The sequence below is a fragment of the Arthrobacter sp. Marseille-P9274 genome (assembly GCF_946892675.1).
Classification (GTDB): Bacteria; Actinomycetota; Actinomycetes; order Actinomycetales; family Micrococcaceae; genus Crystallibacter.
On the sequence record NZ_CAMPOV010000002.1, the window covers coordinates 216,857 to 240,471 of the forward strand.

At 65.2% G+C, this 23,615-nt stretch carries 24 protein-coding genes; 10 read left to right on the forward strand and 14 right to left on the reverse strand.

Going from position 1 to position 23,615, the window contains the following annotated elements; genetic code table 11:
- Window positions 1-294: 294 nt before the first annotated feature.
- The 4 genes from OC550_RS14215 to OC550_RS14230 all read right to left on the reverse strand — a co-directional run bounded on the left by OC550_RS14215 (window position 295) and on the right by OC550_RS14230 (window position 4,092).
- Window positions 295-1,227 (reverse strand): cytochrome b/b6 domain-containing protein, encoded by a 933-nt coding sequence (locus OC550_RS14215; RefSeq protein WP_262106550.1) that lies wholly within the window; start codon window positions 1,225-1,227, stop codon window positions 295-297.
- Window positions 1,228-1,340: 113 nt separating this feature from the next.
- Complete coding sequence (locus OC550_RS14220) at window positions 1,341-2,312, reverse strand: electron transfer flavoprotein subunit alpha/FixB family protein (protein ID WP_262106551.1); 972 nt, start codon at window positions 2,310-2,312, stop codon at window positions 1,341-1,343.
- 14 nt (window positions 2,313-2,326) lie between these two features.
- Complete coding sequence (locus OC550_RS14225; protein ID WP_262106552.1) at window positions 2,327-3,106, reverse strand: electron transfer flavoprotein subunit beta/FixA family protein; 780 nt, start codon at window positions 3,104-3,106, stop codon at window positions 2,327-2,329.
- Between the two features lie 221 nt (window positions 3,107-3,327).
- Entirely contained in the window at window positions 3,328-4,092 is a 765-nt protein-coding gene (locus tag OC550_RS14230; RefSeq protein WP_262106553.1) for an SDR family NAD(P)-dependent oxidoreductase, read from the reverse strand.
- Between the two features lie 257 nt (window positions 4,093-4,349).
- On the opposite strand from OC550_RS14230, the gene OC550_RS14235 reads away from it, so the two are divergent.
- The 4 genes from OC550_RS14235 (at window position 4,350) to OC550_RS22385 (ending at window position 7,283) form a co-directional block, all read left to right on the forward strand.
- Window positions 4,350-5,567, forward strand: a complete 1,218-nt coding sequence (locus OC550_RS14235) for a CaiB/BaiF CoA-transferase family protein (RefSeq protein ID WP_262106554.1) — start codon at window positions 4,350-4,352, stop codon at window positions 5,565-5,567.
- 2 nt (window positions 5,568-5,569) lie between these two features.
- Window positions 5,570-6,313: a FadR/GntR family transcriptional regulator gene (locus OC550_RS14240; protein ID WP_262106555.1), complete on the forward strand. Its 744-nt coding sequence runs from the start codon at window positions 5,570-5,572 to the stop codon at window positions 6,311-6,313.
- Window positions 6,314-6,508: 195 nt separating this feature from the next.
- Window positions 6,509-7,138 (forward strand): acyl-CoA thioesterase II, encoded by a 630-nt coding sequence (locus OC550_RS14245; RefSeq protein ID WP_262106556.1) that lies wholly within the window; start codon window positions 6,509-6,511, stop codon window positions 7,136-7,138.
- Between the two features lie 31 nt (window positions 7,139-7,169).
- A complete protein-coding gene (locus OC550_RS22385) occupies window positions 7,170-7,283 on the forward strand; it encodes a hypothetical protein (protein ID WP_368736944.1) in 114 nt (37 codons plus the stop codon).
- Between the two features lie 113 nt (window positions 7,284-7,396).
- Here OC550_RS22385 and OC550_RS14250 read toward each other — a convergent pair whose 3' ends face one another.
- Entirely contained in the window at window positions 7,397-7,960 is a 564-nt protein-coding gene (locus OC550_RS14250) for a nuclear transport factor 2 family protein (protein ID WP_262106557.1), read from the reverse strand.
- A gap of 168 nt (window positions 7,961-8,128) precedes the next feature.
- Here OC550_RS14250 and OC550_RS14255 point away from each other — a divergent pair, with 168 nt between their 5' ends.
- The 5 genes from OC550_RS14255 (at window position 8,129) to OC550_RS14275 (ending at window position 12,990) form a co-directional block, all read left to right on the forward strand.
- Window positions 8,129-9,307, forward strand: coding sequence for a thiolase family protein (locus tag OC550_RS14255; RefSeq protein ID WP_262106558.1), 1,179 nt, complete (start codon window positions 8,129-8,131; stop codon window positions 9,305-9,307).
- 19 nt (window positions 9,308-9,326) lie between these two features.
- The gene (locus OC550_RS14260) at window positions 9,327-10,085 is read left to right on the forward strand and encodes an SDR family NAD(P)-dependent oxidoreductase (RefSeq protein WP_262106559.1); all 759 of its coding nucleotides are present in this window, start codon (window positions 9,327-9,329) and stop codon (window positions 10,083-10,085) included.
- A 31-nt stretch (window positions 10,086-10,116) separates the two neighbouring features.
- On the forward strand, window positions 10,117-10,785 hold the full coding sequence (npdG, locus tag OC550_RS14265; RefSeq protein WP_262106560.1) for an NADPH-dependent F420 reductase: 669 nt from the start codon (window positions 10,117-10,119) through the stop codon (window positions 10,783-10,785).
- Window positions 10,782-11,555, forward strand: a complete 774-nt coding sequence (locus OC550_RS14270; protein ID WP_262106561.1) for a crotonase/enoyl-CoA hydratase family protein — start codon at window positions 10,782-10,784, stop codon at window positions 11,553-11,555. Before npdG ends, OC550_RS14270 begins: the two co-directional genes overlap by 4 nt.
- A gap of 169 nt (window positions 11,556-11,724) precedes the next feature.
- Window positions 11,725-12,990, forward strand: a complete 1,266-nt coding sequence (locus OC550_RS14275) for a CynX/NimT family MFS transporter (protein WP_262106562.1) — start codon at window positions 11,725-11,727, stop codon at window positions 12,988-12,990.
- Window positions 12,991-13,122: 132 nt separating this feature from the next.
- Here OC550_RS14275 and OC550_RS14280 read toward each other — a convergent pair whose 3' ends face one another.
- The 6 genes from OC550_RS14280 to OC550_RS14305 form a co-directional block, all read right to left on the reverse strand.
- Entirely contained in the window at window positions 13,123-14,790 is a 1,668-nt protein-coding gene (locus tag OC550_RS14280) for an FAD-dependent oxidoreductase (protein WP_262106563.1), read from the reverse strand.
- A gap of 246 nt (window positions 14,791-15,036) precedes the next feature.
- The gene (locus tag OC550_RS14285; RefSeq protein WP_262106564.1) at window positions 15,037-15,768 is read right to left on the reverse strand and encodes a FadR/GntR family transcriptional regulator; all 732 of its coding nucleotides are present in this window, start codon (window positions 15,766-15,768) and stop codon (window positions 15,037-15,039) included.
- 97 nt (window positions 15,769-15,865) lie between these two features.
- Window positions 15,866-17,134 (reverse strand): NAD(P)/FAD-dependent oxidoreductase, encoded by a 1,269-nt coding sequence (locus OC550_RS14290; protein ID WP_262106565.1) that lies wholly within the window; start codon window positions 17,132-17,134, stop codon window positions 15,866-15,868.
- 5 nt (window positions 17,135-17,139) lie between these two features.
- A complete protein-coding gene (locus OC550_RS14295) occupies window positions 17,140-17,460 on the reverse strand; it encodes a (2Fe-2S)-binding protein (protein ID WP_262106566.1) in 321 nt (106 codons plus the stop codon).
- A 111-nt stretch (window positions 17,461-17,571) separates the two neighbouring features.
- Complete coding sequence (locus OC550_RS14300) at window positions 17,572-18,063, reverse strand: HtaA domain-containing protein (RefSeq protein WP_262106567.1); 492 nt, start codon at window positions 18,061-18,063, stop codon at window positions 17,572-17,574.
- Between the two features lie 130 nt (window positions 18,064-18,193).
- On the reverse strand, window positions 18,194-19,459 hold the full coding sequence (locus OC550_RS14305) for a cytochrome P450 (protein WP_262106568.1): 1,266 nt from the start codon (window positions 19,457-19,459) through the stop codon (window positions 18,194-18,196).
- 212 nt (window positions 19,460-19,671) lie between these two features.
- Between OC550_RS14305 and OC550_RS14310 the strand changes: the two genes are divergently transcribed.
- Complete coding sequence (locus OC550_RS14310) at window positions 19,672-19,869, forward strand: ferredoxin (RefSeq protein ID WP_262106569.1); 198 nt, start codon at window positions 19,672-19,674, stop codon at window positions 19,867-19,869.
- Between the two features lie 767 nt (window positions 19,870-20,636).
- Here the strand turns inward: OC550_RS14310 and OC550_RS14315 are convergent.
- From OC550_RS14315 to OC550_RS14325, 3 genes are all read right to left on the reverse strand, one after another.
- The gene (locus tag OC550_RS14315; protein WP_262106570.1) at window positions 20,637-21,299 is read right to left on the reverse strand and encodes an IS3 family transposase; all 663 of its coding nucleotides are present in this window, start codon (window positions 21,297-21,299) and stop codon (window positions 20,637-20,639) included.
- Window positions 21,296-21,622: a helix-turn-helix domain-containing protein gene (locus tag OC550_RS14320; protein ID WP_262103508.1), complete on the reverse strand. Its 327-nt coding sequence runs from the start codon at window positions 21,620-21,622 to the stop codon at window positions 21,296-21,298. The genes OC550_RS14315 and OC550_RS14320 overlap by 4 nt, the downstream gene beginning before the upstream one ends.
- Before the next feature lie 258 nt (window positions 21,623-21,880).
- Entirely contained in the window at window positions 21,881-23,356 is a 1,476-nt protein-coding gene (locus OC550_RS14325) for an aldehyde dehydrogenase (RefSeq protein ID WP_262106571.1), read from the reverse strand.
- Between the last annotated feature and the right edge of the window lie 259 nt (window positions 23,357-23,615).

Genomic DNA, 23,615 nt, shown 5'->3' on the forward strand with positions numbered 1-23,615 from the left:
GGGGTCAGGTTCTCCGCTGTTCAACCTCTTGCAAACAACGCCGCACTTTCAATACCTTTCGCAGCGTCGAAGGGAGCCGAGTCACGCCCCACCGGACGTTGTCCGCCATTACGGACGGGCGCAGAGTTCGCACGTTCAATTCCCGGCGAAAGCGAGGCCATGGCGCAGACAGTCTTCCAAGTGGCGCGAGTGAAAGGGCATGCGCATGGCCAGGCGCGTTTGCGCCTGGCCATGGGTTGAGCTTGTTCCGGTTTGAGTCCGGCCCAGTGGATTGTAGGGCCTAACCCTTCCTTCTTAGCGAGTCACGGATCCGGTAAGCGACGCGATCGGCCGCAGGAGGATGGGCCGAACGGCCACCCACGCCAAGATCATCACGACCAGGGAGGCCGCGAAGAGCCAGAAACCCAGCCACCCGCCGTCGTCCCTTGCTGCATACATGTGGTTGAGGTTGCGCAGGGCACCGGTGGTGAGCACCAGCGTGACGTGCACGATGATGAAGGCGACGAAGTAGAACATGACCGGCAGGTGCACGGCACGGGCCAGCTCGATCGGGTAGGCCTTGTTGATCCCGGCCTGCTTGGGCCACGCCGAGGACATCCGCAGCCCGGTGATGATGGCCAGCGGCGCCGCGACGAAGATCGTGATGAAGTAGGTCAGCAACTGTAGGGCGTTGTAGTTGACCCAGCCGTTCTCCAGCGGCCAGTCAAGCGACGCGTATTGCAGGGCGGCGGAGACGGCGTTGGGGAAGACATCCCAGCTCGTGGGGACTACCCGGGTCCACTGGCCGGTGGCGAAGAGCAGGACGTAGAAGATGAGCCCGTTGAGTACCCAGAGCACGTCCAGGCTGAGATGGAACCAGAGGTGCAGGCTCATCTTGGTCGGCGGATTCTTGGTCTTGATCAAGCCGCGGTTGTTGCGCGTCCAATACCCCGGCGGCCGCGTGGTGGTCCGGACCAGCCAGCCGCTACGGATAATCAAGAGCATAAAGAACGCGTTCAGGAAGTGCTGCCAGGCCAGCCAGGCAGGAAACCCGACGGGCGCTCCATGGGGCAGCTCCGATTCACCGGGGTAGTCCGCAAGAAAGGACTGGACGGCCGGGAGCTCGCGGAGGCCTTTGGCAACGAGGACGACGGCAAGAAGTGCAACGAGGGCGGCGGGCAGGATCCAGACCAGCTTGAACCACTTGTTCTTGGGAGGCGCGGGTCTTGTCGAAGTCGATGCAGACATGAGGCTTCGTGTCTCTCTGGGATGGACGTTGCCGTCCGGGGTGGATTGGAACAGTCGCGCTGCGGCGGCCCCGGCCGGACGACGTGTCCGGGGCCGCCTGCCAGCGGGTGCGGCTAGCTGGCGCGGGCCTCGATGACCTTGATCAGCTGGGGCACGACGGCGAAGACGTCGCCAACCACACCGAAGTCGGCGATGTCGAAGATCGGCGATTCCGGATCCTTGTTGATCGCGACGATGGTTTTGGACGTCTGCATCCCGGCCCGGTGCTGGATGGCACCCGAGATGCCGAGCGCAATGTAGAGCTGCGGGGACACCGAGGTGCCGGTCTGGCCGACCTGGTACGACTGAGGCACGTAGCCGGCGTCGACCGCCGCCCGTGAGGCGCCGACGGCGGCACCGAGCGCGTCGGCCAACTGCTCGACCAGGACGAAGTTGTCCTTCGACCCCAGTCCACGGCCACCGGAGACTACCTTGTCGGCGCCCCGCAGGTCAGGGCGGCTCGAGGTGACGACCGCATCCTTGACCCTGTCGATGATCGCCGAGCCGGCAGCATCCGCAACCACGGCGGCAGTGGTGACGGCGGCCGAAGTCGGGATGGCTCGGTCTTCGATCGCTCCCTGGCGGATGGTGATCACCGCAGGCCCGCCCTCGACGGTGGATTCAACGTTGAAGGCGCCGCCGAAGACGGAGTGGGCGGCGATGATCCGGTCACCCTCGAGGCGCAGGTCGACGGCGTCCGTCACCAGTCCGGCCCGGAGCCGCACTGCGATCCGGCCCGCGACGTCGCGGCCTTCGACCGAATTGACGGCCACGATCGCGGAGGGCTCCAGCTCGGCTGCGGCGGCCGCAAGGGCTTCGACCTGCGGGGTAACCAGCAGCCGGCCGGCCTGCTCCGTTTCGGCGACGTACACCTGTGCCGCGCCGAGCGACCCGAGCTGTTCGCCGAGTCCATCGGAGGATCCGGGCGCCAGGGCCACAACGGCAACGGGAGTGCCGAGCCTGGCTGCCGCGGCGATAACCGAGGCGGCAGTGCCGCGTACCTCTCCATCCGGCGAGGTTTCGATGAGCGCGAGTACGTTGGACATGTTCGGTTCCTCCGTTAGATCAGGCGGTTGGCGGCCAGAAAGTCGGCGAGCTGCTCGCCCGCGTTCCCCTCGTCGACGATCTTGGTTCCAGCGGCGCGGGCGGGGCGTTCGCTGGTGGCCAGGACGACAGAGCATGCCCCCGCCGATACCGAGGCCGGCTCCAGTCCAAGTTCGGCCAGCGAAACGACGCTCATAGGCTTGCGCTTCGCGGTGATGATGCCCTTGAAGTTCGGGAAGCGGGCCTCCGCCGCACGTTCAGTGATCGAAACGACCGCTGGAAGCGCCGCACGTACGTCCTGAGTGCCGTATTCCGTGGCGCGTTCCCCCGCAACCTCCCCGGCGGAGAGAGCGACCGAGTCGAGGAAACTCAAATGCGGGAGACCCAGGTGCTCGGCAACCATTGCGGGGATGGCGCCGCCACGGCCGTCCGTGGATTCGTTGCCCGCGATGACGAGGTTGTATTCATTGCGGGCCAGTGCGGCCGCAATGACCGAGGCGGTGGCGCCCATGTCGGCGCCCTCCAACACGTCGTCCTGCACATGGATGGCGGCGTCCGCGCCCATGGACAGCCCCTTGCGCAGAGCCGCGGTGACCGACGTCGGGCCCATCGAGAGCACCGTAACATGCGTTCCCTTGTTGGCATCCTTATACCGGAGCGCGACCTCGAGGGCGCGCTCGCTGATCTCATCGACGATTGCTTCACCGGCTTCCCGGTCCACCCGACCGGTCCTAGTGTCCAAACGGCGCTCTCCATAGGTGTCCGGCACCTGCTTCATGAGGACGATGATTCTCATTGCTTCACTCCTTATTGCGTCCATTCCAGCGAGTAACTCCGGTCGCGTTGTAAGCACCGTACCAGAAACATGCATATCATGACCATAGATTATCCGAAACGTGTTCCGTCCGCCCGAGCAAGGCGTCCGTGCCGCGGGACGACGCGTCGCCGCGCCCCTCATGCACGGCGGGAAACCCAGCCGGGCGCCAGGCCCACCCCTACCTCGCGGCAGCCGGCACCCTAGGGCTGCCCGCCGTCGACGGCAATGACCGCCCCGGTGGTGTAACTTGACGCGTCGCTGGCAAGATATAGCGCCGTCCCGACAATCTCCTCCGGCCGGCCTCCACGCCGCAGGGCAAATGCCTGTGCACGCCGCGCAAACGCTTCCTCGTCCCATGCCTTGCTCACGTCGGTCAGGAACGTGCCAGCCATAATTGCATTGCAGCGCACGGTGGGGCCGAAGGTATGGGCTAGTCCTATCGTGAGCGCATTCAGGCCGGCCTTGGCCGCCGCATACGGCAAGACGTGGGGCTTGGGATGTACAGCCGCCGCGCTCGAGATGTTGATGATGGACCCGCCGCCGCCCGCCGCCATCCTCGTCCCGATGAGCGACGAAAGACGGAACGGCCCCTTGAGGTTCACATCAATGACCTTGTCGAAGAGCTCCTCGCTTATTGAGTCCACGGAGTCGTAGAGCGGGGACATGCCTGCATTATTGACCAAGACATCGACCCTGCCGAACCGCCCGTAGGACGCATCGACGAGAGACTCCAGGTCATCCCAACGGCCGACGTGCACGCCAAAACCCATTGCCTGCCGCCCGGTTTCGGCCTCTATTTCCCGGGCAAACTCCTCGCAGGCTTCACCCTTGCGGCTGGCCACGATGATGTCGGCGCCCGCCCGGGCCAGGCCGAGGGCCATGGCCCGGCCCAACCCCCGGCTCCCACCTGTCACGAGAGCGACGCGGCCCTTGAGATCAAAGGCATTCGGGATTTCAGTACTCATGCTTTCCCCTTGGTTAAGTGTGACCTAAGCTTCGGCGGCACCCTTCTCGCCACGATCCAGGCTGGGTATCCCGCCTCGTCAACGAATTACAATACTATGATAATCATTGATGCAGTTCAGCCGGGGTAATGGCGAGGCAATGAGGTCCGCGCAATCCGGCACCTCGGCTATGGAGCATTGCCATCCGACTATTCTTAATCCATTATCATAATTACTATTTTCTGGTCTCGGACTGAAAGAAAGAGGGTGAGGCTGCCATGGACCAGCCCAAGATGGAAACCCCCCGCCTCCTTGAGGGCGTGCGGGTCGTGGAACTGGGATCGATGTATGCCGCTCCCACCGCGGGCCGCATGCTGCGCGATTTCGGCGCCGAGGTTATCAAGGTCGAGGACCCGGTCAGCGGGGACATGGCCAGGCAGTGGCAACCGCAAAAGGACGGACTGGCCCTCGGATTCGCACGCCTCAATTCCGGGAAGCGTTCCGTGGGGATCGACCTGCGCCAAGCTGCGGGGCGGGAAGTCGCGCTGGACCTGATCCGCGGTGCCGATGTGGTTATCGAGTCCTTCCGTCCGGGACGCCTTGAAGCCTGGGGCATGGGCTACGATGTCCTGTCCAAGATCAATCCCGGCCTGGTGCTGACCCGGGTCAGCGGCTTTGGCCAGAACGGCCCCTACAGCGGCAGACCGGGATTCGGCACCGTCGCCGAGACGGCCAGCGGCTACGCCTTCCTCAACGGGTGGCCGGACACGCCGCCCACGGCTCCCCCATTCGGTTTCGCCGATTCGATCGCCGGCATCTCCGCCGCATTCGGCACTGCCATGGCGTTGTTCCGCCGCGAAGTGAGCGGGCTCGGATCGGAAGTCGATGTGGCCTTGTACGAACCCTTGATGTTTATCCTCGGCGACGCCCTCCTGAACTACACGTCCACCGGCACCATCATGACCCGGGTGGGCAACACTTCCGGTTCCGCGTCCCCCCGCGGAATCTACAAGGCCGGGGATGGCGGTTGGCTCTCCATTGCGGCATCCGCCCAGACCATTGCCATGCGGCTCTTTGATGCGATGGGCCGGCCGGAACTGAAGGCCGACGAGCGTTATGCCACGAATGCGGCCCGGATGGAGAACAACTCCACGCTGCAGGAGATCGTCAAGGCCTGGGTGGAGTCGATGCCGCGGAACAAGGTGCTGGACACCCTGGAGGACTACGAAGTAGTCGCCGCGCCCGTGAACGACTCCAGCGACATCGTGCAGGATCCGCACTTTCTGGAACGCACCCTCGTCAACCTTTCCGGCACCATCCTCGGCAACGCCATGATGACGGGGCCGATCCTGCACGTCGCCGGTTCCGCCGAGCCGTCCTACCACGGCGTGCCGGAGGTCGGGGAACATACGGAGGCGGTCCTCGGGGACCTCGGAATCGACGCCGGCGCCCTACGGCAGCTCCGCGCCGACGGCGTGGTGACCGCGGCTTCATGACCATGACCACGACTCAGACCTCGATGCGCCCCCAGAAGACGGCGGTGCTGGTCGCCCAACGCATCGTCGCGGACATCCAGCGTCGCGGCAAAAACGTCGGCGACAGGCTGCCCCCGGAACGCGCCATGCTCGAGGAGTACCAGATCGGACGGGGAACGCTGCGCGAGTCCCTGCGCTTCCTGGAGCTCCAGGGGGTCATCGCCCTCAAACCCGGGCCGGGTGGCGGGCCAGTTGTCCAGCAACCGGACGGAAGCGGACTCGCCACCGCACTGACTTTGCTGCTTCAGTTCGAGAACGCCCCGTTCCGCACGATCGCGGAGTCCCGGGCGGGTCTGGAACCCATGATGGCCCAGCTCGCGGCCTCCCGGATGAGCAAGGAGCAACTCGCGGAGCTCAAGTTCAGCGTGGAACACATGGGAGAGCGCATCGGCGACGAGAATGAGTTCCTGGAGATGAACAAACTCTTCCATGACACCATTGCTCACGGCTCCGGCAACGTCATGTTCGGCTACCTGGTGGAATCCCTGCTTGGCATGCTCGACGGTAGCGCCATGGGGATCGACTACCCCGAACACCGGCGGACGGCTGTCTACGAAGCACACTTGAGTATTTACGAGGCCATAGCCGCACGTGATCCGGCGGCTTCCGCCGCCGCGATGCACGACCACATCTCGGCTTACGCACGGTATGCCGAGCGGAAGTTCCCGGACCTCCTGGACACACCGATTTCCTGGACATCCCACTAGCAAGGTGTTCCCGGGGCCTACCGACAGGAAAGGCAGGAGGGAAATGAAACCGCACAGGGACATCAGCCGCGCGGATAAACGGCATCCGGCCGTCGAGGCCTTCGAGGCCTTCGAGGCCTTCGACGAAGTGTGCGCGCTGCTGCGGCCCCGCCCGCTTGGCGACGGCCGGTATTCCGGCGGCACGCCCGCTGTCCAGTGGGGCGCACCCTACGGGGGCCTGATCGGCAGGGGCTCGCCGCCGCTGCCGCGAAGGTCCCAGAAGGCTTCTGGGTGCGCAGCCTGCACGCCTATTTTGTCGAAGCGGGCGCGGCGGACCGGGGCGTGGAGATCGACGTCGTTCCGATCCGCGACGGCCGTTCCACCTGCTGGCGCAGCGTCCGCGTGCGACAGGGAGAACGTTTGCTGCTCACCGCAGACACTACGTTCGCCAGGGATTCCCCCAGTCCTTCCCACAAGGCTGCGATGCCGGCCGTCCGGCCGCCGGAGGATCTGCCCAACGTCGGCCGCACCCTTGCGGCTTTTGACGACGTCCATGCCTACTGGAACGAGGACTCGGCGTTTGACCTGCGCTACGTTGACGCCCCGCCACGGCTCTCCGCCTGTGAAGCAGGAAGCGACCAGCAGCGGTCTTCGGTCTGGGTCAGGGCCATGGGATCGGCGCCTGCAGACCGCACCCTCGCCGCGGCGCTCCTGGCGTACGCCAGCGATATGTGCATGCTAGACCCGTTGCTGAAACCCCAAGGACTGTGGTGGGGCAGCGGCAGCGCCAAAGGATTCTCGGTGGATCATTCAGTGTGGTTCCACGCACCGTCGCGGGACGGATGAATGGATCCTGGTCGACCAGCGTTCTCCAGCCCTGCGCGACGGCCGCGGGTTGGCACTGGCGGACATGTACGCCCGCAGCGGCGAACTGCTGTGCACAGTGGCCCAGCAGGGGTCGATGCAGGTAATTCCCCCGGCATCGAACTGAACGCGGACGGCCGCGGACGGACTTAGCATGTGCTTGCGTCGACAGGCGGCCTGTGGCGGCCGCTTGAACAACCGCCGCCACGGGCCCGCTCGCGCTGATCGTCCGCGGACTGCTTAGAGGTAGGCCTTGAGCCAGTCGCTGCCGCTTTCCGAGTAGAGGGCTTCCGGCCAATCGGCTGGGCGGTGGTCCCCGTAGGCCCGAACGCTGTTGGGGTCCCCCAGCCCCTCGGCGAGCTCGGCGACGGGAAGGTAGTACATGTAGGACATCAGCCGATCCGCGAACTGCCACTTGCCATCCACGCGGCGGTAGGTGTCCTTGTACCTGAGCGCCACCTGCATGGCGACGCCATTGCGCGACACCTCCGCATGGGAGGCCAGCAGGCCGGTAGCGACGTTTGGATCGGCGTCATCGAACCGCACGACGTGTCCGTGGCTGTAGTGGTTCGTCGGGCCGAGGGCGGCGAAGCGCCCCAGGTACGTCTGGACGATCTCCTCGATTCCCGAGGCGGAGAAGACGCCGTCCTGCGACCGCAGCGTCGCGTCCGCCGCAAAGATCTGGCGAATTCCGGCCTCGTCGCGTTCGTCCATAACGAACCCGTAGAGGATTCCGAGTTCCTGGATCGCCGCGCGGTCCTCAAGCCGCCGGATGCGCTCTTCCATCAACGTTGATGCTGTCATCTGCTACTCCTAGGTTGTGATTGCCGGGCGAATTGGCCTCACCGCCCATCCAGTATAACCGTATACATGAATTGAGGATAGGGCCGGAGCCGGAGCCTCGTCATGCGGCAAATTCTTCATTGCCTCCTTCATGACAATCATGATAAGCAATATGCAGGAGGTTGACCCATGACTATTGATGCCTTGATTGTCGACGCACTACGCACTTCCACCGGGCGCGGCCGCACCGGCGGAGCGCTCGCCGAGATCCATCCCGTGGATCTGCTCGCGCAGGCACTGACCGCACTGGTAGAGCGCAGCGGGATCGACCCCGGGGAAGTCGACGACGTTCTGATTGGATGCGTCTCGCAGACCGGCGAGCAATCCGCGACCCCGGGTCGAATGGCCTGGTTGGCCGCCGGGTATCCGGTCCACGTGCCGGCAACCACAATCGATCGCAAGTGCGGCTCCTCGCAACAGGCCGTTCATTTCGCGGCGCAGGGCATCCTCTCCGGCGCCTACGACATGGTCATCGCCGGCGGCATCGAATCGATGAGCCGGGTCCCCATGGGCTCCGCCAGGGCAGGAGCCGATCCCTTCGGCCCAACTGTCACAGCACGCTATTCCCCCGGCCTCGTGTCCCAGGGCGTGGCCGCGGAATTGGTGGCCGCCAAGTTCGGCGCCAGCCGCGAGGCTCAGGACGAATACGCCGCCCGGTCGCACCGCCTCGCCGCGGCCGCTTCCGCTGCCTTCGAGCGCGAAATCGTCCCGGTGACGACCCCGGACGGCACCATGGTGGAGCGCGACGAGACCCCGCGGCCGGACACCACCACCGATCGCCTGGCCGGGCTCAAGCCGGTCTTCGAGACGCCGGAACTCGCCGCACGGTTCCCCCAGGTGAACTGGTCGGTCACGGCAGGGAACTCATCGCAGATCTCCGACGCCGCGAGCCTCGTCCTGATGGTGAGCGACCGCAAGGCGCGCGAGCTGGGGCTCGAACCCCGCGCCCGGGTACACGCCATGGCCGCGGTCGGGGACGACCCGCTGCTGATGCTCACTGCGCCCATCCCGGCCACGGAAAAGATCCTTGCCCGCTCGGGCATGCAGCTGGACCAGCTGGACCATTTCGAGGTCAACGAGGCGTTTGCCCCGGTTCCGCTGGCGTGGCAGGGCCACTTCAACCTGGACATCGAGCGGGTCAATCCCCGGGGCGGGGCCATCGCCCTCGGCCACCCCTTGGGCGCCTCCGGCACCCGGCTGCTGACCACCATGCTGCACGCGCTGGAGGACAACCGGCAGCGCTACGGACTTCAGGTCATGTGCGAGGCCGGCGGCATGGCCAACGCGACCATCATCGAACGTCTCTAACCACCCGAGGAGAACAGCCATGAACATTAACGGAGCATCCGTCGTCGTCACGGGAGGGGCATCCGGCCTCGGGGCCGCGACGGTCCGCCGGCTCACGGAAGAGGGCGCGAAGGTCGTCATCCTAGATCTGCCCTCGTCCCCCGGCGAGCAGGTGGCCGCCGATCTCGGCGCCGTCTTTGCGGCCGCCGACGTCACCGATACAGACAGTGTCAATGTCGCGCTCGACACGGCCGAGGGACTTGCCCCGCTGCGCGCGCTGGTGCACTGCGCCGGCCGGGGAGGCGCCGTGCGCCTGGTCGACCGCGACGGCAACCCCGGTTCCCTCGAGGCCTACGAGGGCGTTGTCCGGACAAACCTCATCGGCACGTTCAATGTCCTGCGGCTCGCCGCCGCCCGCATGGCCAAGAACGAAGAACTGGACGGCGAACGCGGCGTATGCGTCCTCACCGCTTCGGTGGCAGCCTACGAGGGACAGATCGGCCAGATCCCCTACGCGTCGGCCAAGGCCGGCATTGTCGGCATGACACTTGTGGCCGCACGGGACCTGGCCAGCAAGCGCATTCGGGTCATGACCATTGCCCCCGGGCTCTTCGACACGCCGATCCTGGCCCGCCTGCCGGAAAACGTGCGCGACTCACTGGCGCAGAGCATCCCCCACCCCAGCCGGCTGGGGGTTCCGGAAGAATACGCATCCCTGGCCCAGCACATCATCGCCAACCCCATGCTTAACGGAGAAACCATCCGGCTCGATGGAGCCATCCGGATGGCTCCGCGCTAGATCCACGCCGCACGAAGGAACGGAAGAGAACATGACGCACAAGATCGCAGTCGTTGGCGGCACCGGACCGCAGGGACGGGGCCTGGCCTACCGTCTGGCAATGGCGGGCCACGCCGTAACCATCGGTTCACGGGACGCCTCGCGGGCTGCCGAAAAGGCCGAGGAGATCGCGGCTAAGATCGACGGCCCGGCGACCATCGTCGGGGCTGAGAACGCCAACGCCGCTGCCAGTTCCGAGATCGTACTGCTGGCCGTCCCTTGGGACGGCCATGCCGAACTCGTCTCCTCGCTGGCGTCCGAGCTCCGCGGAAAGACAGTCATCAGTTGCGTCAACCCGCTCGGCTTTGACCAGAACGGGCCCTACGGTCTGACGCTGGAGGAGAGCGCCGCCGAAGAAGCCCAGCGGCTCGTCCCGGCGGCCGCCGTCGTCGGCTCCTTCCACCACGTGGCCGCGCTGTCGCTGTGGAAGAATGAGGGCCCCCTCGACCATGAGGACATCCTGGTTTGCGGCGACGACAGCGAGGCGAAGGACGTGGTCATGGACCTTGCCGCGGCCGTAACCGGAAAGCGTGGCATCGATGCCGGCGCCCTGCGGTTGGCGAGGCAGCTGGAACCCCTAACCGCGGTGCTGATCAACGTCAACAAGAACTACAAGACCCGCTCGGGCCTGGCCGTTACCGGCATCAAGGAGCACGCATGAGCCGCGAAGAAAAGCCGCTGATCGTCGAAGAGCGCGGCCGGGTGCTGGTCCTGACCCTGAACCGCCCGCACGCGAAGAACGCCATGTCATTGCAGCTCTCGGAGGAACTGGCAGAGGCTTTCGAGCTCCTCGACACGCGGAAGGACCTCAGCCTGGGAGTCATCACCGGGGCCGGAGGCACCTTCTGCGCCGGGATGGACCTGAAGGGGTTCGCGCGCGGCGAAATCCCGATCGTTCCCGACCGCGGCTTCGCGGGGTTGGTCCAGCGCCCCCCGCGCAAACCTCTGATAGCTGCCGTGGAGGGCTACGCTCTGGGCGGCGGATTCGAGATCGCTCTGGCCTGCGACCTCATCGTCGCTGCGGAGAACGCGACCTTTGGACTGCCCGAGGTGAAACGCGGGTTGACCGCCAACGCCGGTGGGTTGCTGCGGTTGCCCGACCGGCTTCCGTACCATTACGCCATGGAGTTGGTCCTCACCGGGCGCATGCTGCCGGCTCCGGAGGCCGGCGAGCTGCACCTGGTCAACCGGGTGACGGAGCCCGGAGCGGCCCTGGACGCAGCGCTGGAGTTGGCCGAGGAGATCGCCAGGAACGCGCCGCTCGCCCTGGCCACTTCCAAGCAGGTCATGGTGGAGTCGGTCGACTGGCCGGTGGAGGAGAAGTTCGCCCGCCAGCACGCCTTCGTCGACCCGATCCGCAAGTCCAACGACGCCGCCGAGGGGGCGCGGGCTTTCGTCGAAAAGCGCGTTCCCGTCTGGACCGGGAGCTAGCCAGAAACCTCGGGTTCCCCGTTGCTGCCCGCACCGCACCACACAGCAAGGACGGCATCCGTCCAAATGGATGCGGTGGGGACCGCAGCGCTCAGGCGCCTCATACCTCGCAGGGTCCGCCGTCCTGGATCCGTGCGGCAATACTTCGGCACGAGCACAGGAGGCAGCTTTGAGCGGTGGAACGGCGCCTCCGAGCAGTGCCCTAGGATCGCGCCCCCTCTGGGCAGGAAGGGCCCTGGCACTTACGGGCATCGTGCTGGTGGCGCTCAACCTGCGCTCGGCTGTCACCGCCATGTCGCCGATCGTCGGCCGGATCGACGCAGACATTCCGTTGAGCGATGTTGCACTGGGGTTCATCGGCATGCTTCCCCCGCTGATGCTGGCGTCCGGCGGCCTGCTGGGTCCGATCCTCTCCCGTTGGATCAGGCTGGAAACCAATCTGGTGCTGGCGTGCGCCGGAATGGCCGTCGGACATCTGGTTCGCTCCCTGGCTGGCGACTTCACGCAACTGCTGGCGGGCAGCATTGTGGCGATGCTTGCGATGGGCGTGGGAAACGTCCTGCTACCGGCGCTGGTCAAGAAGTACTTTCCGGACCGGATTGCCCTAATAACCAGCATCTACGCCATGCTGTTCTCCGTCAGCACCGCCATCCCCGGCACCGTCTCACCCATGGTCGCCGATGCGGCGGGATGGCGAAATTCCCTGCTGATGTGGGGCATCGCGGCCGCCATTGCGGCGCCTCCATGGATTGCGCTGGCTCTCAGGGGCAGGTCGAAGGCGCGCCAGGAGCCGGATGGTTCGGCGATCGTCTCCGCCGACCGCACCGCGGGCGCCAGGCTCTGGCGTTCGCGCGTGGCATGGGGGCTGATGCTGATGCATGGACTCTCCGCGCTCAACGGATATGCGATGCTGGCCTGGCTGCCTGAGATTCTGGCGGATATCGCGGACACTTCGGGCGTCGAGGCCGGCATTCTCCTGTCCCTCTACGCCGTGACGGCTGGCCCGCTGGCCCTCATCGTTCCAGCGATCGCCCTGAGAATGCGCAACCCCGGAGTGCTCGCCTACCTCGGCGCAGCCATGTTCGTAGCAGGCTATGCGGGTCTGATGATCTCCCCCAACTTCCTAACGCCGCTCTGGGTCCTCGTCTCGGCGTCGGGCACCGGACTGTTCCCCGTGATGCTCACATTGATCAATGCCAGGACCCGGACCCCCGAAATGACCGCCGCGCTGAGCGGTTTCGTACAGGGAAACGGAGCACTCATTTCCGTTGCCGGCCCCCTGGTCGTCGGCCTCCTCCACGACTGGACCGGTGGATGGACGATTCCGTTCTGTTTCCTCATCGCAGCCGCGGTGGGCATCGTACTCGGCGGGATGCAGCTGCGGAGCCCGCTCTCCGTCGACGAGGAGCTCCTGGAGTACGCCGACCGTCGCTGAGGGCACGCGTCAACACGCTGCCCTCCCGCGCCGGGGGCCCTATACCGCAGGGCAGGACCATAGACCGGGGACAGGAAGACACCAAAGGTCCGGCACCGTTCACGGTGCGGACCTTTGGCGTGTTGTGTGGGCTTAGGCGCAAACGGCCGCGGCGGACTCCTCCTGCACGTCCGCCGTCGTCCTGCCCGCCGCGGTGCGCCCCGCCAGGTAACCGAACACGAGGCCCGGCCCGAGGGTTCCGCCGGCGCCGCCGTAGACCATGCCGGTGGGGCCTGCCATGACATTACCCGCTGCAAACAGGCCCGGGATGACCTCGCCGTCGACGGAGAGGACCTCCGATCTGGGCGTTGTGCGCGGGCCGCCCTTGGTCCCCAGCGTGCTGCTGTGCAGTTCCACGGCGTAGAACGGGCCCCGCTCCAATGGTCCGAACGTCGACCCCGCTCCGGGATAGGCATCCCTGTTGCCGACGAAGCCGTCGAAAGCGCTCTCGCCGCGCCGGAAATCGGGGTCCGAACCCACCCGGGCGTGGCCGTTCCAGCGCTCGACCGTCTCCACCAGCGCGTGGGCCGGCACTCCGATCTTACCCGCCAGGCCGGCAAGATCGTCGGCGCGGGTGACCCATTCGGGCACCGCGGAGCCCGGCGCGGCGCCGAAGCCGCCGAAACGCTCCACCATCTGTGCGTCGAATACCACCCAGCAAGGGAGGTTCCGGTAGTCGAACGAGGTGGGATCGAGTTCGTGGAAGGCCCCGCCCATCGCGTTGTAGTTCGCGGCCTCGTTGGCGAATCGCTTGCCCTCGCGGTTGATCATGATCGAATGCGGCACCGTGCGCTCGCGCTGCACCAGGTACACCGCCTGGGAACCGTAGGCGTTCTCCCCCGGCAGCGTGCAAACCGGGACCCACCAGGCCTCACGCATGTTGCCGAGGCTGGCTCCGACACGCATTGCCATCCGCAACCCGTCGCCCGTGTTGGTGGGAACGCTCGCCGGATGGCTGATCGGCCCGCGCAGGAAATCCCGGGCAAGATCCTTGTCCCACTCGAATCCACCCGTCGCCAACACGACGCCTTGGCGCGCCAGCACCTCATGCCGGCCCAGCGGCCCCTCAAGGCAAACGCCGCCAACGGCTCCGTTCTCAAGAAGAAGTTCGACGGCCCGCTCCCCGAGATGCACGTCGACGCCCTTATCCAGGCATCCCTGCAGCAGTGCGGCGACCATCGCGCGGCCCAGCCCCTCGACCTGCCGCTCCTCGCGCTCGCGTGCCACCTCCGGCGCCAGGAATCCGGACCCACCGCCTATGGGCGTCTCTCCCACGAGCATGCGGCGCGGAGTGCCACCGAGTCTTGCCGCCCATTCGCCCAGGCGCTGTAGCGAAAACAGTTGCGGCTCGAGCGAGCGTCCCCCGCCTGGTTTTCCGCCCTGCTGCTCGGGGTGGTAGTCCGGGTAACCCGGAACCAGCGACATCTTCAGCGGCGTGGTGTCGAGCCAGTCCAGCAGTTCCGGGATCGTGTCGACGAAGGCCTCCACCATCTCCGGGAGGATCATGCCGTTGGACAGGGACTGCAGATAATCGAGCGCATCGGTGCGCGAGTCCCGGACCCCCTGTTCGCGCGCATACTTGTTGTCCGGCATCCACGCGACGGCGCTGGATAGGCACGTGGTGCCGCCAACGACCTGCGCCTTCTCGAAGACCGCCACCTTCGCGCCATCGTCCGCCGCCGCCAGTGCGGCACAGAGGCCCGAGGCGCCACTACCCAAGACAACGACGTCGTATGCGGTACTACCTGCAATAGTGCTCACTTGCTCACTCCCCGTTCTCGTCATCGATGTGGGGCTGCAGACGCGGCCCGTCGTCAGATGTACGGCGGGATTCGCCGCGGCATGGCTGGGTCGCATCGTGCACGGCTCCCGCGGATCGGAGCCCGCACGCGGGACCCGACGCCCCAAAGACCTACGTCACAAGGAGAAGCTAACACTAAACGGCGATCATCACAATCGTTATACTAGATTCTGGAAAGCTTCCTTCAACACCACGAAGCGGCCTGGCTAGAGCGTCCAGGAGATCGGAGTGTTGAGGACCTCGGGGAACTTGCGTTCAACATAGTTCGCGTACTCGATGATGTGGTCGTGCATGGCGCTCGCAGCAGCGGTCGGATCCTTGGCTGCGAGGGCCTCATAGATGGCCGCGTGCGCTTTGTGGACAGCGACCCTGCGGTGTTCCGGATAGTCGACGCCGATGGCCGTGCCGTCCAGCATTCCCAGGAGGGTATCGATGAGGTGTCCGAACAGGGCGTTGCCGGAGTTGTGCGCGATGATGTCGTGGAACCGCTTGTTCATCTCCAGAAAGACCGATTCGTCCCCGACCTTGTCGAGCATGTGGTCCACGCTGTACTTCAGCTCCGCCAGCTGCTCCTCACCCATGCGCAGCGCCGCGAGCTGGGCCATCATCGGCTCCAGGGCCGTCCGGGCTTCGGTAATGGTGCGGAACGGGGCGTTCTCGAACTGCAGCAGCAGGGTCAGGGCGGTCGCGAGGCCGCTGCCGTCTGGCTGCTGGACGACCGGACCTCCGCCAGGCCCGGGCTTCAGCACGATGATGCCCTGCAACTCCAGGAAGCGCAGCGATTCCCGCAAAGTCCCGCGCCCGATGTTGTACTCCTCCAGCATCACGCGCTCGGGAGGCAGCCGATCCCCCGGCTTGTTCCCCCTCTGCTGGATGTCGGCGACGATTCGCTTGGCCACCAGCACGGCCGTCTTCTGCGGCCGTAACGAGGTCTGCATGGATCTCCTTCACAAACGGGGTTTTGGCGGCGCGGACGCCGTAATAATCGAATCATAAGTATAGTCCGACTATTAGACTTCTCCGCGCCGCGGCCCGTCAGAAGATTGGTTCCAATTCCACCATCAATTTCTTGAGCGGCGTCCCCGCGTCCCCGGCCCTGTCGACCGGCACGTTGAGACCCTTGGCCAAGAGGGTCTTGACGGCCATGAAGTCGACGGGGTTATTGATGCAATCCACCGCAATGACTTGCCCGGCGCGGTAATAGACCACCGAGAACTTCTCATCGGACATCGTGCCTCGCACCACCACCTGGTCGTGACCCGCCGAGAGTCCGGCCATCTGCAGTTTCAGATCGCCTTGGTCAGACCAGAACCACGGCACCATGCGGTAGGCGACCTTGGAGCCCATGATCGTGGCGGCGGCGTTCCGCGCCTGTTCGACGGCGTTGTTGACGCTCTCGAGCCGCAAGCGCTCCGGCGCACCGTCGCGCGGCAGCGGATTCGGCATGTCTGCGCAGTCGCCAGCGGCCACGGTGGTGCCGTCAGAAGCCAGCGAATGCTCATCCACAACTATCCCGTTGCCGCAGGTCAACCCAAGGGATTCGGCGATCTCCGTCCGCGGAACAACCCCAATGCCGACCAGGACGACGTCGGCCGGCACGATTTGACCACCTTCGAGTTCGACGCCGGCGACCCGGCCGTTGCCGTCGCCGGCGAAGCGGACGATCCGCGCGTCCAACGTGACGTCCAGGCCTCGCGACCGGTGCGCTTCGAGGAAGAAGTCCGAAGTGGCCTCCCCCACCGCCCTGCCGATGAGCCTGGGGGCCGCTTCAAGGACAGATACCGTCTTGCCCAGCTTCCGGGCACTCGCCGCAGCCTCCAGCCCCACGAATCCGCCGCCTACCACTACGACGTTTTTCGCGCGTTCCAACCGCGCCTTCAAGTCGTCCGCATCGTCGGCGTCGCGCAGATAGAGCACTCCATCCAACTCCGCGCCATCGACGTGCAGCTGCCGCGGCCGGGCACCTGTCGTCAGCGCCAAGCGGCTGAAGGCGAACTGGCTGCCGGAAGCAGACGTCGCCACGCCGGCGCCGTCGAGCCCCTTGTCGATCGAGACGATGCGCTCGCCCAGGACCAGTTGAATGTTGTTCTTCCCGTAGAAGTCCTGGGTCCGGTACGCCAGCGTCTCCGGCGTGACGAGCCCCTGCAGGTAAGCCTTGGATAGGGGCGGACGCTGGTATGGGGGGTGCCGCTCCGCCCCGACGATGATGATGGGCGCCGCGTAGCCCAGCTCGCGGAGGGAGCTGGCAAGTTGCACACCAGCCTGTGAGGCCCCGACAATGAGGATCCCGCTGTTCTCGGACATGGTGATCAGACCTGGCTTTCCGGCGTTTCGACGTAAACGTGGTCGCCCTCTTCGAGCTTCAGCTGGCACGATAGCCGCGAGTTGCTGCGACGCTCCTCGGTGGTGCCGTCGAGCATCTCATCCTCGAGTTCGCTCATGGCTGTCAGCCCTTCCAGATCCTCCTCACGGACGAAGACGTGGCAGGTGGAGCAAGCCAAGGATCCGCCACAATCGGCCACGATTCCGGGGAGCCCGTTTCGTACCGCGATCTCCATTACGGAGTCCCCGGCATTGCCACCGAGAACATTGACATCGCCCGCAGCCGATGCATAGGTCACCTTTGGCATAGTCTTTCCCTTTCCATCCGGAAGATTGCCCAATTCATGATCATGATTGTAACTATAATTGGCGGAATGCAAAAGGGGTGCCGCGAAGTTTCGCCCAAGGAGCCGCGACGCCTATGCTGCAGAGAATCTGACCGGTTCCAGAAGTTCGCCGATTGCATAGACGCCGTTGAAGACCTCAACGCCGGCCGGCAACAGCTGCGCCTCCCACTGCTCCCAACCTTCCGGGAGGCGGTCCGCACCCGGCCCGACCGGGACCAGCGTTGCCAACTCGATGCGGTGCTCCCTGTCGGGCCAGTGTTCGGCGTCGATCACCGTCAGCACCGCCCCTGCCTCTCGGAACTCGATCCAGGGGTCGACGATCATCACGAAGAGCATGCCCCCGTGCCCCTTGTACCGGAGGTCACCCCGGTACTTGACGAGCCCTTTGCGGCGTGCCGGATCGTAGCCCGAGGCGTCGTCCAGCTCGAAGAAGTAGACCCCGTGTCCGGTGTCCGTGGCGCCATAGCCCGCGCCCCTCCGGCCGTCCGGCATGGAGTCGATGTAACGCGTGAAGCTGCCCTTGACCCCCCAGGAAAGTCCCGCGCGGTTCACTGGCTCGTCCATGCTCGGCACCTGTGGGGCATTCATACTAATATCCGTCATCCTCTTCGATGTCTTTAAGCGCGGCCGGACCGCCGCCCGGAAAGGGCAGCAGTCCGGATCGCCCGCCCGCCCCGCGTGCCGGAGCAGATTGCTAGAGCCGCTCTTCCAGCAGGCGCTTGCCCGGGGTGAACGTCGCCGGCAGCTTGTCAAACCCCGTGTTGACTCCCTGCCGCGGGTAACGGACCACATTGGCATGGTCCACCTTGTAGTCCGGCATGCGTTCCAGGACCTGCGTCAGTATGGTCTTAGCCATGAGGCGGCCCAGATGGGAACCGGCACACCGGTGGCTGCCCACCCCGAAGGACATGTGGCGGTTCGGCATGCGCTCGATGTCCACCTCGTCCGGGTTATCGAAACCACCGGCGGCGTCGCGGTTGCCCGAGGACCAGGCGAGCAGCGCCCGGTCCCCCTTCTTGATCTTGACGCCATGGAAGTCCGCGTCCTTGCCGACAGTCCGGGCCAGGGCTTGAGTCGGCGAGAAGAAGCGCAGGAACTCTTCAACGGCGTTCTGCATCAGGTCGGGATTGTCGATCAGCCGCTGCCGCACATCCGGGTTCGCGGACAGCCACTCGAGCGTCTGGCCGCTGAGGGAGGCCACGGTGCCAACGCCGCCGGAGATGATCAAGTCGACCATGTTCAGCACTTCTTCCTCGGTGATCGGCCTGCCGCCGATCTCGTGGCTGAGGATGAAGCTGATCGGATCGTCTCCGGGGTTGCGCTTGCGCTCCGCGATGACCGCCTTCACCCTCTCGGTAAGCGCGGGGATCTCCTCCTGCGTGACCTTGATGTATTCGGGGCTGCCCAGAGGAGCCGAGAGGACCTTGCGGTGGGCGAAGGAGTATCGGCGCCAGTCCTCGACCGGCAGGGACAGCCAGTCGATCGTGATGATGGAGGGGATGCCAGTCAGCGTCGCGAAGTCAGCCTCTCCGTTTTCAATGATTTCGTCGATGAACAGGGTGGTGTACTTCTCCACCATCGGCCGCATGGCCTCGACCCGCGAGGGCGTGAGCAGCTGGTTCATGATCCGGCGGTACGGCATGGACGCCGGCGGGTCGAGGTCGATGGGGAAATGCTCGGTGATCGGGCGCTTGGGGATCAGGATGGCCTGGCCTTCGCCGCCGTGGGGACTGCGAGCCGAGGAGAACATCTCGTCGTCGCGGGCGGCATCGAAGATCGCCTCGTACCCGCTCAGCACCCAGTAGCCGCCCCACGCCTCAGTCCAGGTGATCGGACCTTTGGACCGCATCCTGCGATAGCTCGCCACCGGATCCTTGCCGTGCTCGTCCGCGTTGTGATCGAAGTCGACGACCGGGCGATCGGTCCGTGCCGCTGCCTCAACGACCGTTTGCTCTGTCATGGAACTCCCCTTTACTTCCGGCTTCGCGATTCGCGCGACCCAGAGGACCCGGCGTCCGCAGCGAAACTCGTCCTTGTATCTACTAATTATTATAATAGAATCGAGATTAAGCCCAGTCTAGGGGTCCGCCATCAGATTTCGCGAACGTTTTTCGGTGCGGACCGCGAGACCGGCCCACCACCGTTCGGGTAGGACAACCAGAAGGAGTACCGATGCGCATTGAACTTGACCGCAACGTCTGCCAGGGACACGGCGTTTGCCAGATGACCGCCGCGAACCTGTTCACGCTCTCCGACGACGACGGCCTGGCAATCCAACCCCCGAACCCGATCGACCCGCAGTTCCAGGATGAGGGACGCCTGGCCACCGCCAGCTGCCCGGAACGCGCCCTCAGCGTCATCGAAGACTAGCGGGACGGCGGCGGGTCGGATACGGTCCGCCGCCGCATCCGGGACACCTCGCACGCTAGCCTCAGTGGTCTTGGCTACAGCCGAGGACCGTGGCCGTTGCCGGGCCATGCCGCACTGGCAATGCCGAACCAATCAAGACGCCGGCTCGGGGCTCCTCATCGCTGGTCAGGCCTCGCATTGGCGAGCTGATCCCGTCGAGCCTAATAGGCCGGAAATTGAGCGAATCGAGTTCCAGGTTGCCCGCCAGACGGACGTTTCGCTGCCCGCGGGACGTCGACCCCTTACCCAGACGAACACATCGGAGTGCCCTGGACCTACCGCTCCGCAGGGACATCAGGTGGCTCGTTCCGGTGGCATTTACCGCGAAACGCAGGTCTGGTCGAGGCTCGGCCCGCCCCGGCACGACGAAACCCTGCCCTAAGGGCCCGCGCCAGGCGAACAATCTCGAGGGCAGGATCGGCGCCTCCACCCGGTTCCCCGAACGCGGCCAGGGGCCGTTGCCTTCCGTATCGAAAACGTCGGTTGCTCCCGTATCGCGCCAGCCAGGCACCCGGAGGACTACCGGTCGACGGCGGCGGTCCGGCCGCACCGATCACGCGGGGCGCCCATCACCGCTTGATCGATCACGACCGCACTTGGTGAGCGCATCATTGATAGATCGTGGAATGCCGGGAAACGTCGGGCCTCGCCATACATGGCTCAACCGGACCAGGAAGGGCGCCTCGGATTGAACTGGTCCCCTGAAGCTGGACTGGGTAATTAAGAGCCTAAACCTTGAGGGCCTGAGCACGGTATTGCACCGGGCTCAGGCCCTCGAGCTTTGTGGAGATCCTTTCGGTGTTGTACCAGCGGATGTATTCGTGGATGGCTGATGTGAGTGCGCCGGTGCTGAGGAATCGGACATGGTGGAAGAGCTCTTCCTTGAGGTGTCCGAAGAAGTTTTCCATCACTGCGTTGTCGTAGCAGTTGCCCTTGCGGGACATCGATTGGATGGCGTTGGCGCCCTGCAGGAGTCTCCGCCATGAGGCGTGCTGGTATTGGAATCCCTGGTCTGAGTGCACGATCGGTTTCTGCCCATACTCGAGCGTTGCCAGCGCCATACGCAGTGAGGTGTTGGTGAGCGCCAGGTTCGGGGACAGGCCGACGGTGTAGGAGAGGATCTGCCGGTCGAAAAGGTCCATGACGGGTGAGAGGTAGAGTTTTCGACCGTCGACTCTGAACTCGGTCACATCCGTTACCCACTTCTGCCCGTATCTGCCGTGGTTCTTTGTGAAGATGGTCGTGGCAGCGCTCTTGACTGCTTCCTTCGGGTCGGGAGCCCTGAGTCGGGCCTGGTGGTAGAAGAACGTCGAACGGGCCAAGCCGGCGACCTGCAGCAGAACCGGCAGCGAAAAGTCGGCCTTGAGGGCGATGATGGCCTGAACCTTCACCGTTGTTTTGGTGCCCTCAAGGCCCGCAATTTTCCCAGGTAGGCCACTTCCGCCCGCAGCCGTTCATTCTCCCGGCGCAGCCGCTCCAGTTCAGATGGCTCCGCCGGCGGTGGAGCGCCGGGCTTCCTCGGTCTGCCTTTAGGCTTCGGACGCAGGGCGTCCGCGCCCTGGCGGTGATATACCCGTACCCATGTCTCGAGCAGACGAGGTGAGGACAGGTCCGCCTCAGCCGCGAGGTCCGAAGCGCTCTCACCGGCCAGGAACTTCTCTACCAAGGCGAGCTTAAACTCGAACGAGTACGCCTTTTTTGTCGGTTTGCCCACGAGCGCTCCTCGACCATGGATCCTCCACCGCCGATAAAGGTGCCTAACCGGCCAGCGGGCCACGCCCAGTATGGTTGCGGTCGCCGTATCTGCGATGCCCTTCTCGAACCACGCTACAGCGGCCTCCCGCTGCACAACCGACAACGAACTACGTGCATACATAAAAGTGCTCCCCGGATGTCGGAACTGAATTTCTCAGTCCAACTTCCGGGGAGCACTTCAGATCTCCCGACGGCGCCCTTCCCGTAGCTGCCGCGCCTACGGAAGCTGGATGAGTTTAGTTTCGTGGAACTCGTCAAATCCTTCGATGCCGCCTTCGCGGCCGAGGCCGGACTGCTTGTAGCCGCCGAAGGGCTGCAGCACGTTCATGCCCCAGGAGTTGACGGAGATCTGTCCGGTGCGCACCTGTCGGGCGATCGCTTCGGCGGTGGCACCGTCACCGGCGAACACTGCGCCGGAGAGCCCGTACTCGGTGCCGTTGGCGATCTGTACGGCCTCCTCGATGGTGTCGAACGGGATGACCGAGAGCACGGGGCCGAAGATCTCCTCCTGTGCGATCCGCATGTCCGGGGTGACGTCGGCAAACAGAGTCGGCTCGACGTACCACCCGGTTTCCAGATGCTTCGGCCGGCCGCCGCCGGTGACCAGGCGCGCGCCCTCGGCCTTGCCGATTTCGATGTAGTTCTCCACGCGCTCGCGCTGGCGCTCGGCCGCCAGCGGGCCCAGCACGGTGTCCGACTCGCGCGGGTCGCCGATCTTCAGGCTCTCCATCACGGCCTTGATTCGCTCGACCACCTCGTCCTGGCGCGAGCGCGGGACCAGGATCCGGGTCAGGGCGGCACAGACCTGGCCGGAATGCCCGACACCGTAGAACACCAGTTCCGGGAACACCGTGTCCAGGTCGACATCATCGGTCAGGATGGCCGCGGACTTCCCGCCCAGTTCCAACGTAACGCGGGCGATCCGTTCGGCCGCGATGCCCATGATCTTCCGGCCCGCGGCGGTGCTGCCGGTGAAAGTAATCATGTCGACGTCCTTGTGCCGGACCAAGTACTCCCCGACCTCGCGGCCTGCGGGCAGAAGGCTGATCACGCCCTCGGGAAGTCCGGCTGCCTCCAGCGCCTCGGCAAAGATCATCATGCTCACCGGCCCTTCCGGCGCCGGCTTGACAACCACCGTGCACCCGGCGGCCAGGGCCGGGGCGAACTTCAGCGATGCCGTAGCCACGGGGCCGTTCCAAGGCAGGACCGTAGCGACAACGCCGATGGGCTCGCGGACTAGGCGCCCCTGGCCACCCGGCCAGGAACGCTCTTCCTCGAAGCTGAACCGCTCGTGCAGGGTGACCACGTCCTCCCACACCTTGACCGCGTTGTCATGGAAGGCCGTGCTGGCCGCTGCCGGAGCACCGATCTCGGCAGTAAATGCCGCAGACATTTCCGGGATGCGCTTCTTGACCTCTTCCCCGACGCGGGCCAGCACTGCGGCACGTTCTGCCGGGCTCATGCGCGGCCAAGGGCCCGCATCGAAGGCCTTGCGCGCTGCCGCTACGGCCGCATCCATGTCCGCTTCCTGTGCATCCGGGACCGTTGCGATCACCTGGCCGGTCATCGGCGACACGACCTCGATCACGCTGTCGCTGGACGGTTTGACCCACTGGCCCCCGATGAAGAGCCGGTCAAAACTACGCAGCCTTTGGGATGCCTCTGCCGATACCGCCGAAGTTGCTGTTGTCATTTCTGCTCCTAACCTCCAAAACGCTTCCCTGACTCGCGAGGCGCCAAATCCGCGCCCCCGCGACCTCACTTGGCCGTGAGGACGGGTGATCCCCGGCGGCAACGCGCATGAGCATGCGGATGCTCAAACCTATGAATGATATGCAGCATTTGTCAATGGTGCGAACGGAGTTTCGAAGCCGGAGAACCGGGCGGCATGGCAAGAGGGAACGAAAGGCGAATCGAGCGCCGAGGCTTAAATGTAACCGTTGACACATTCC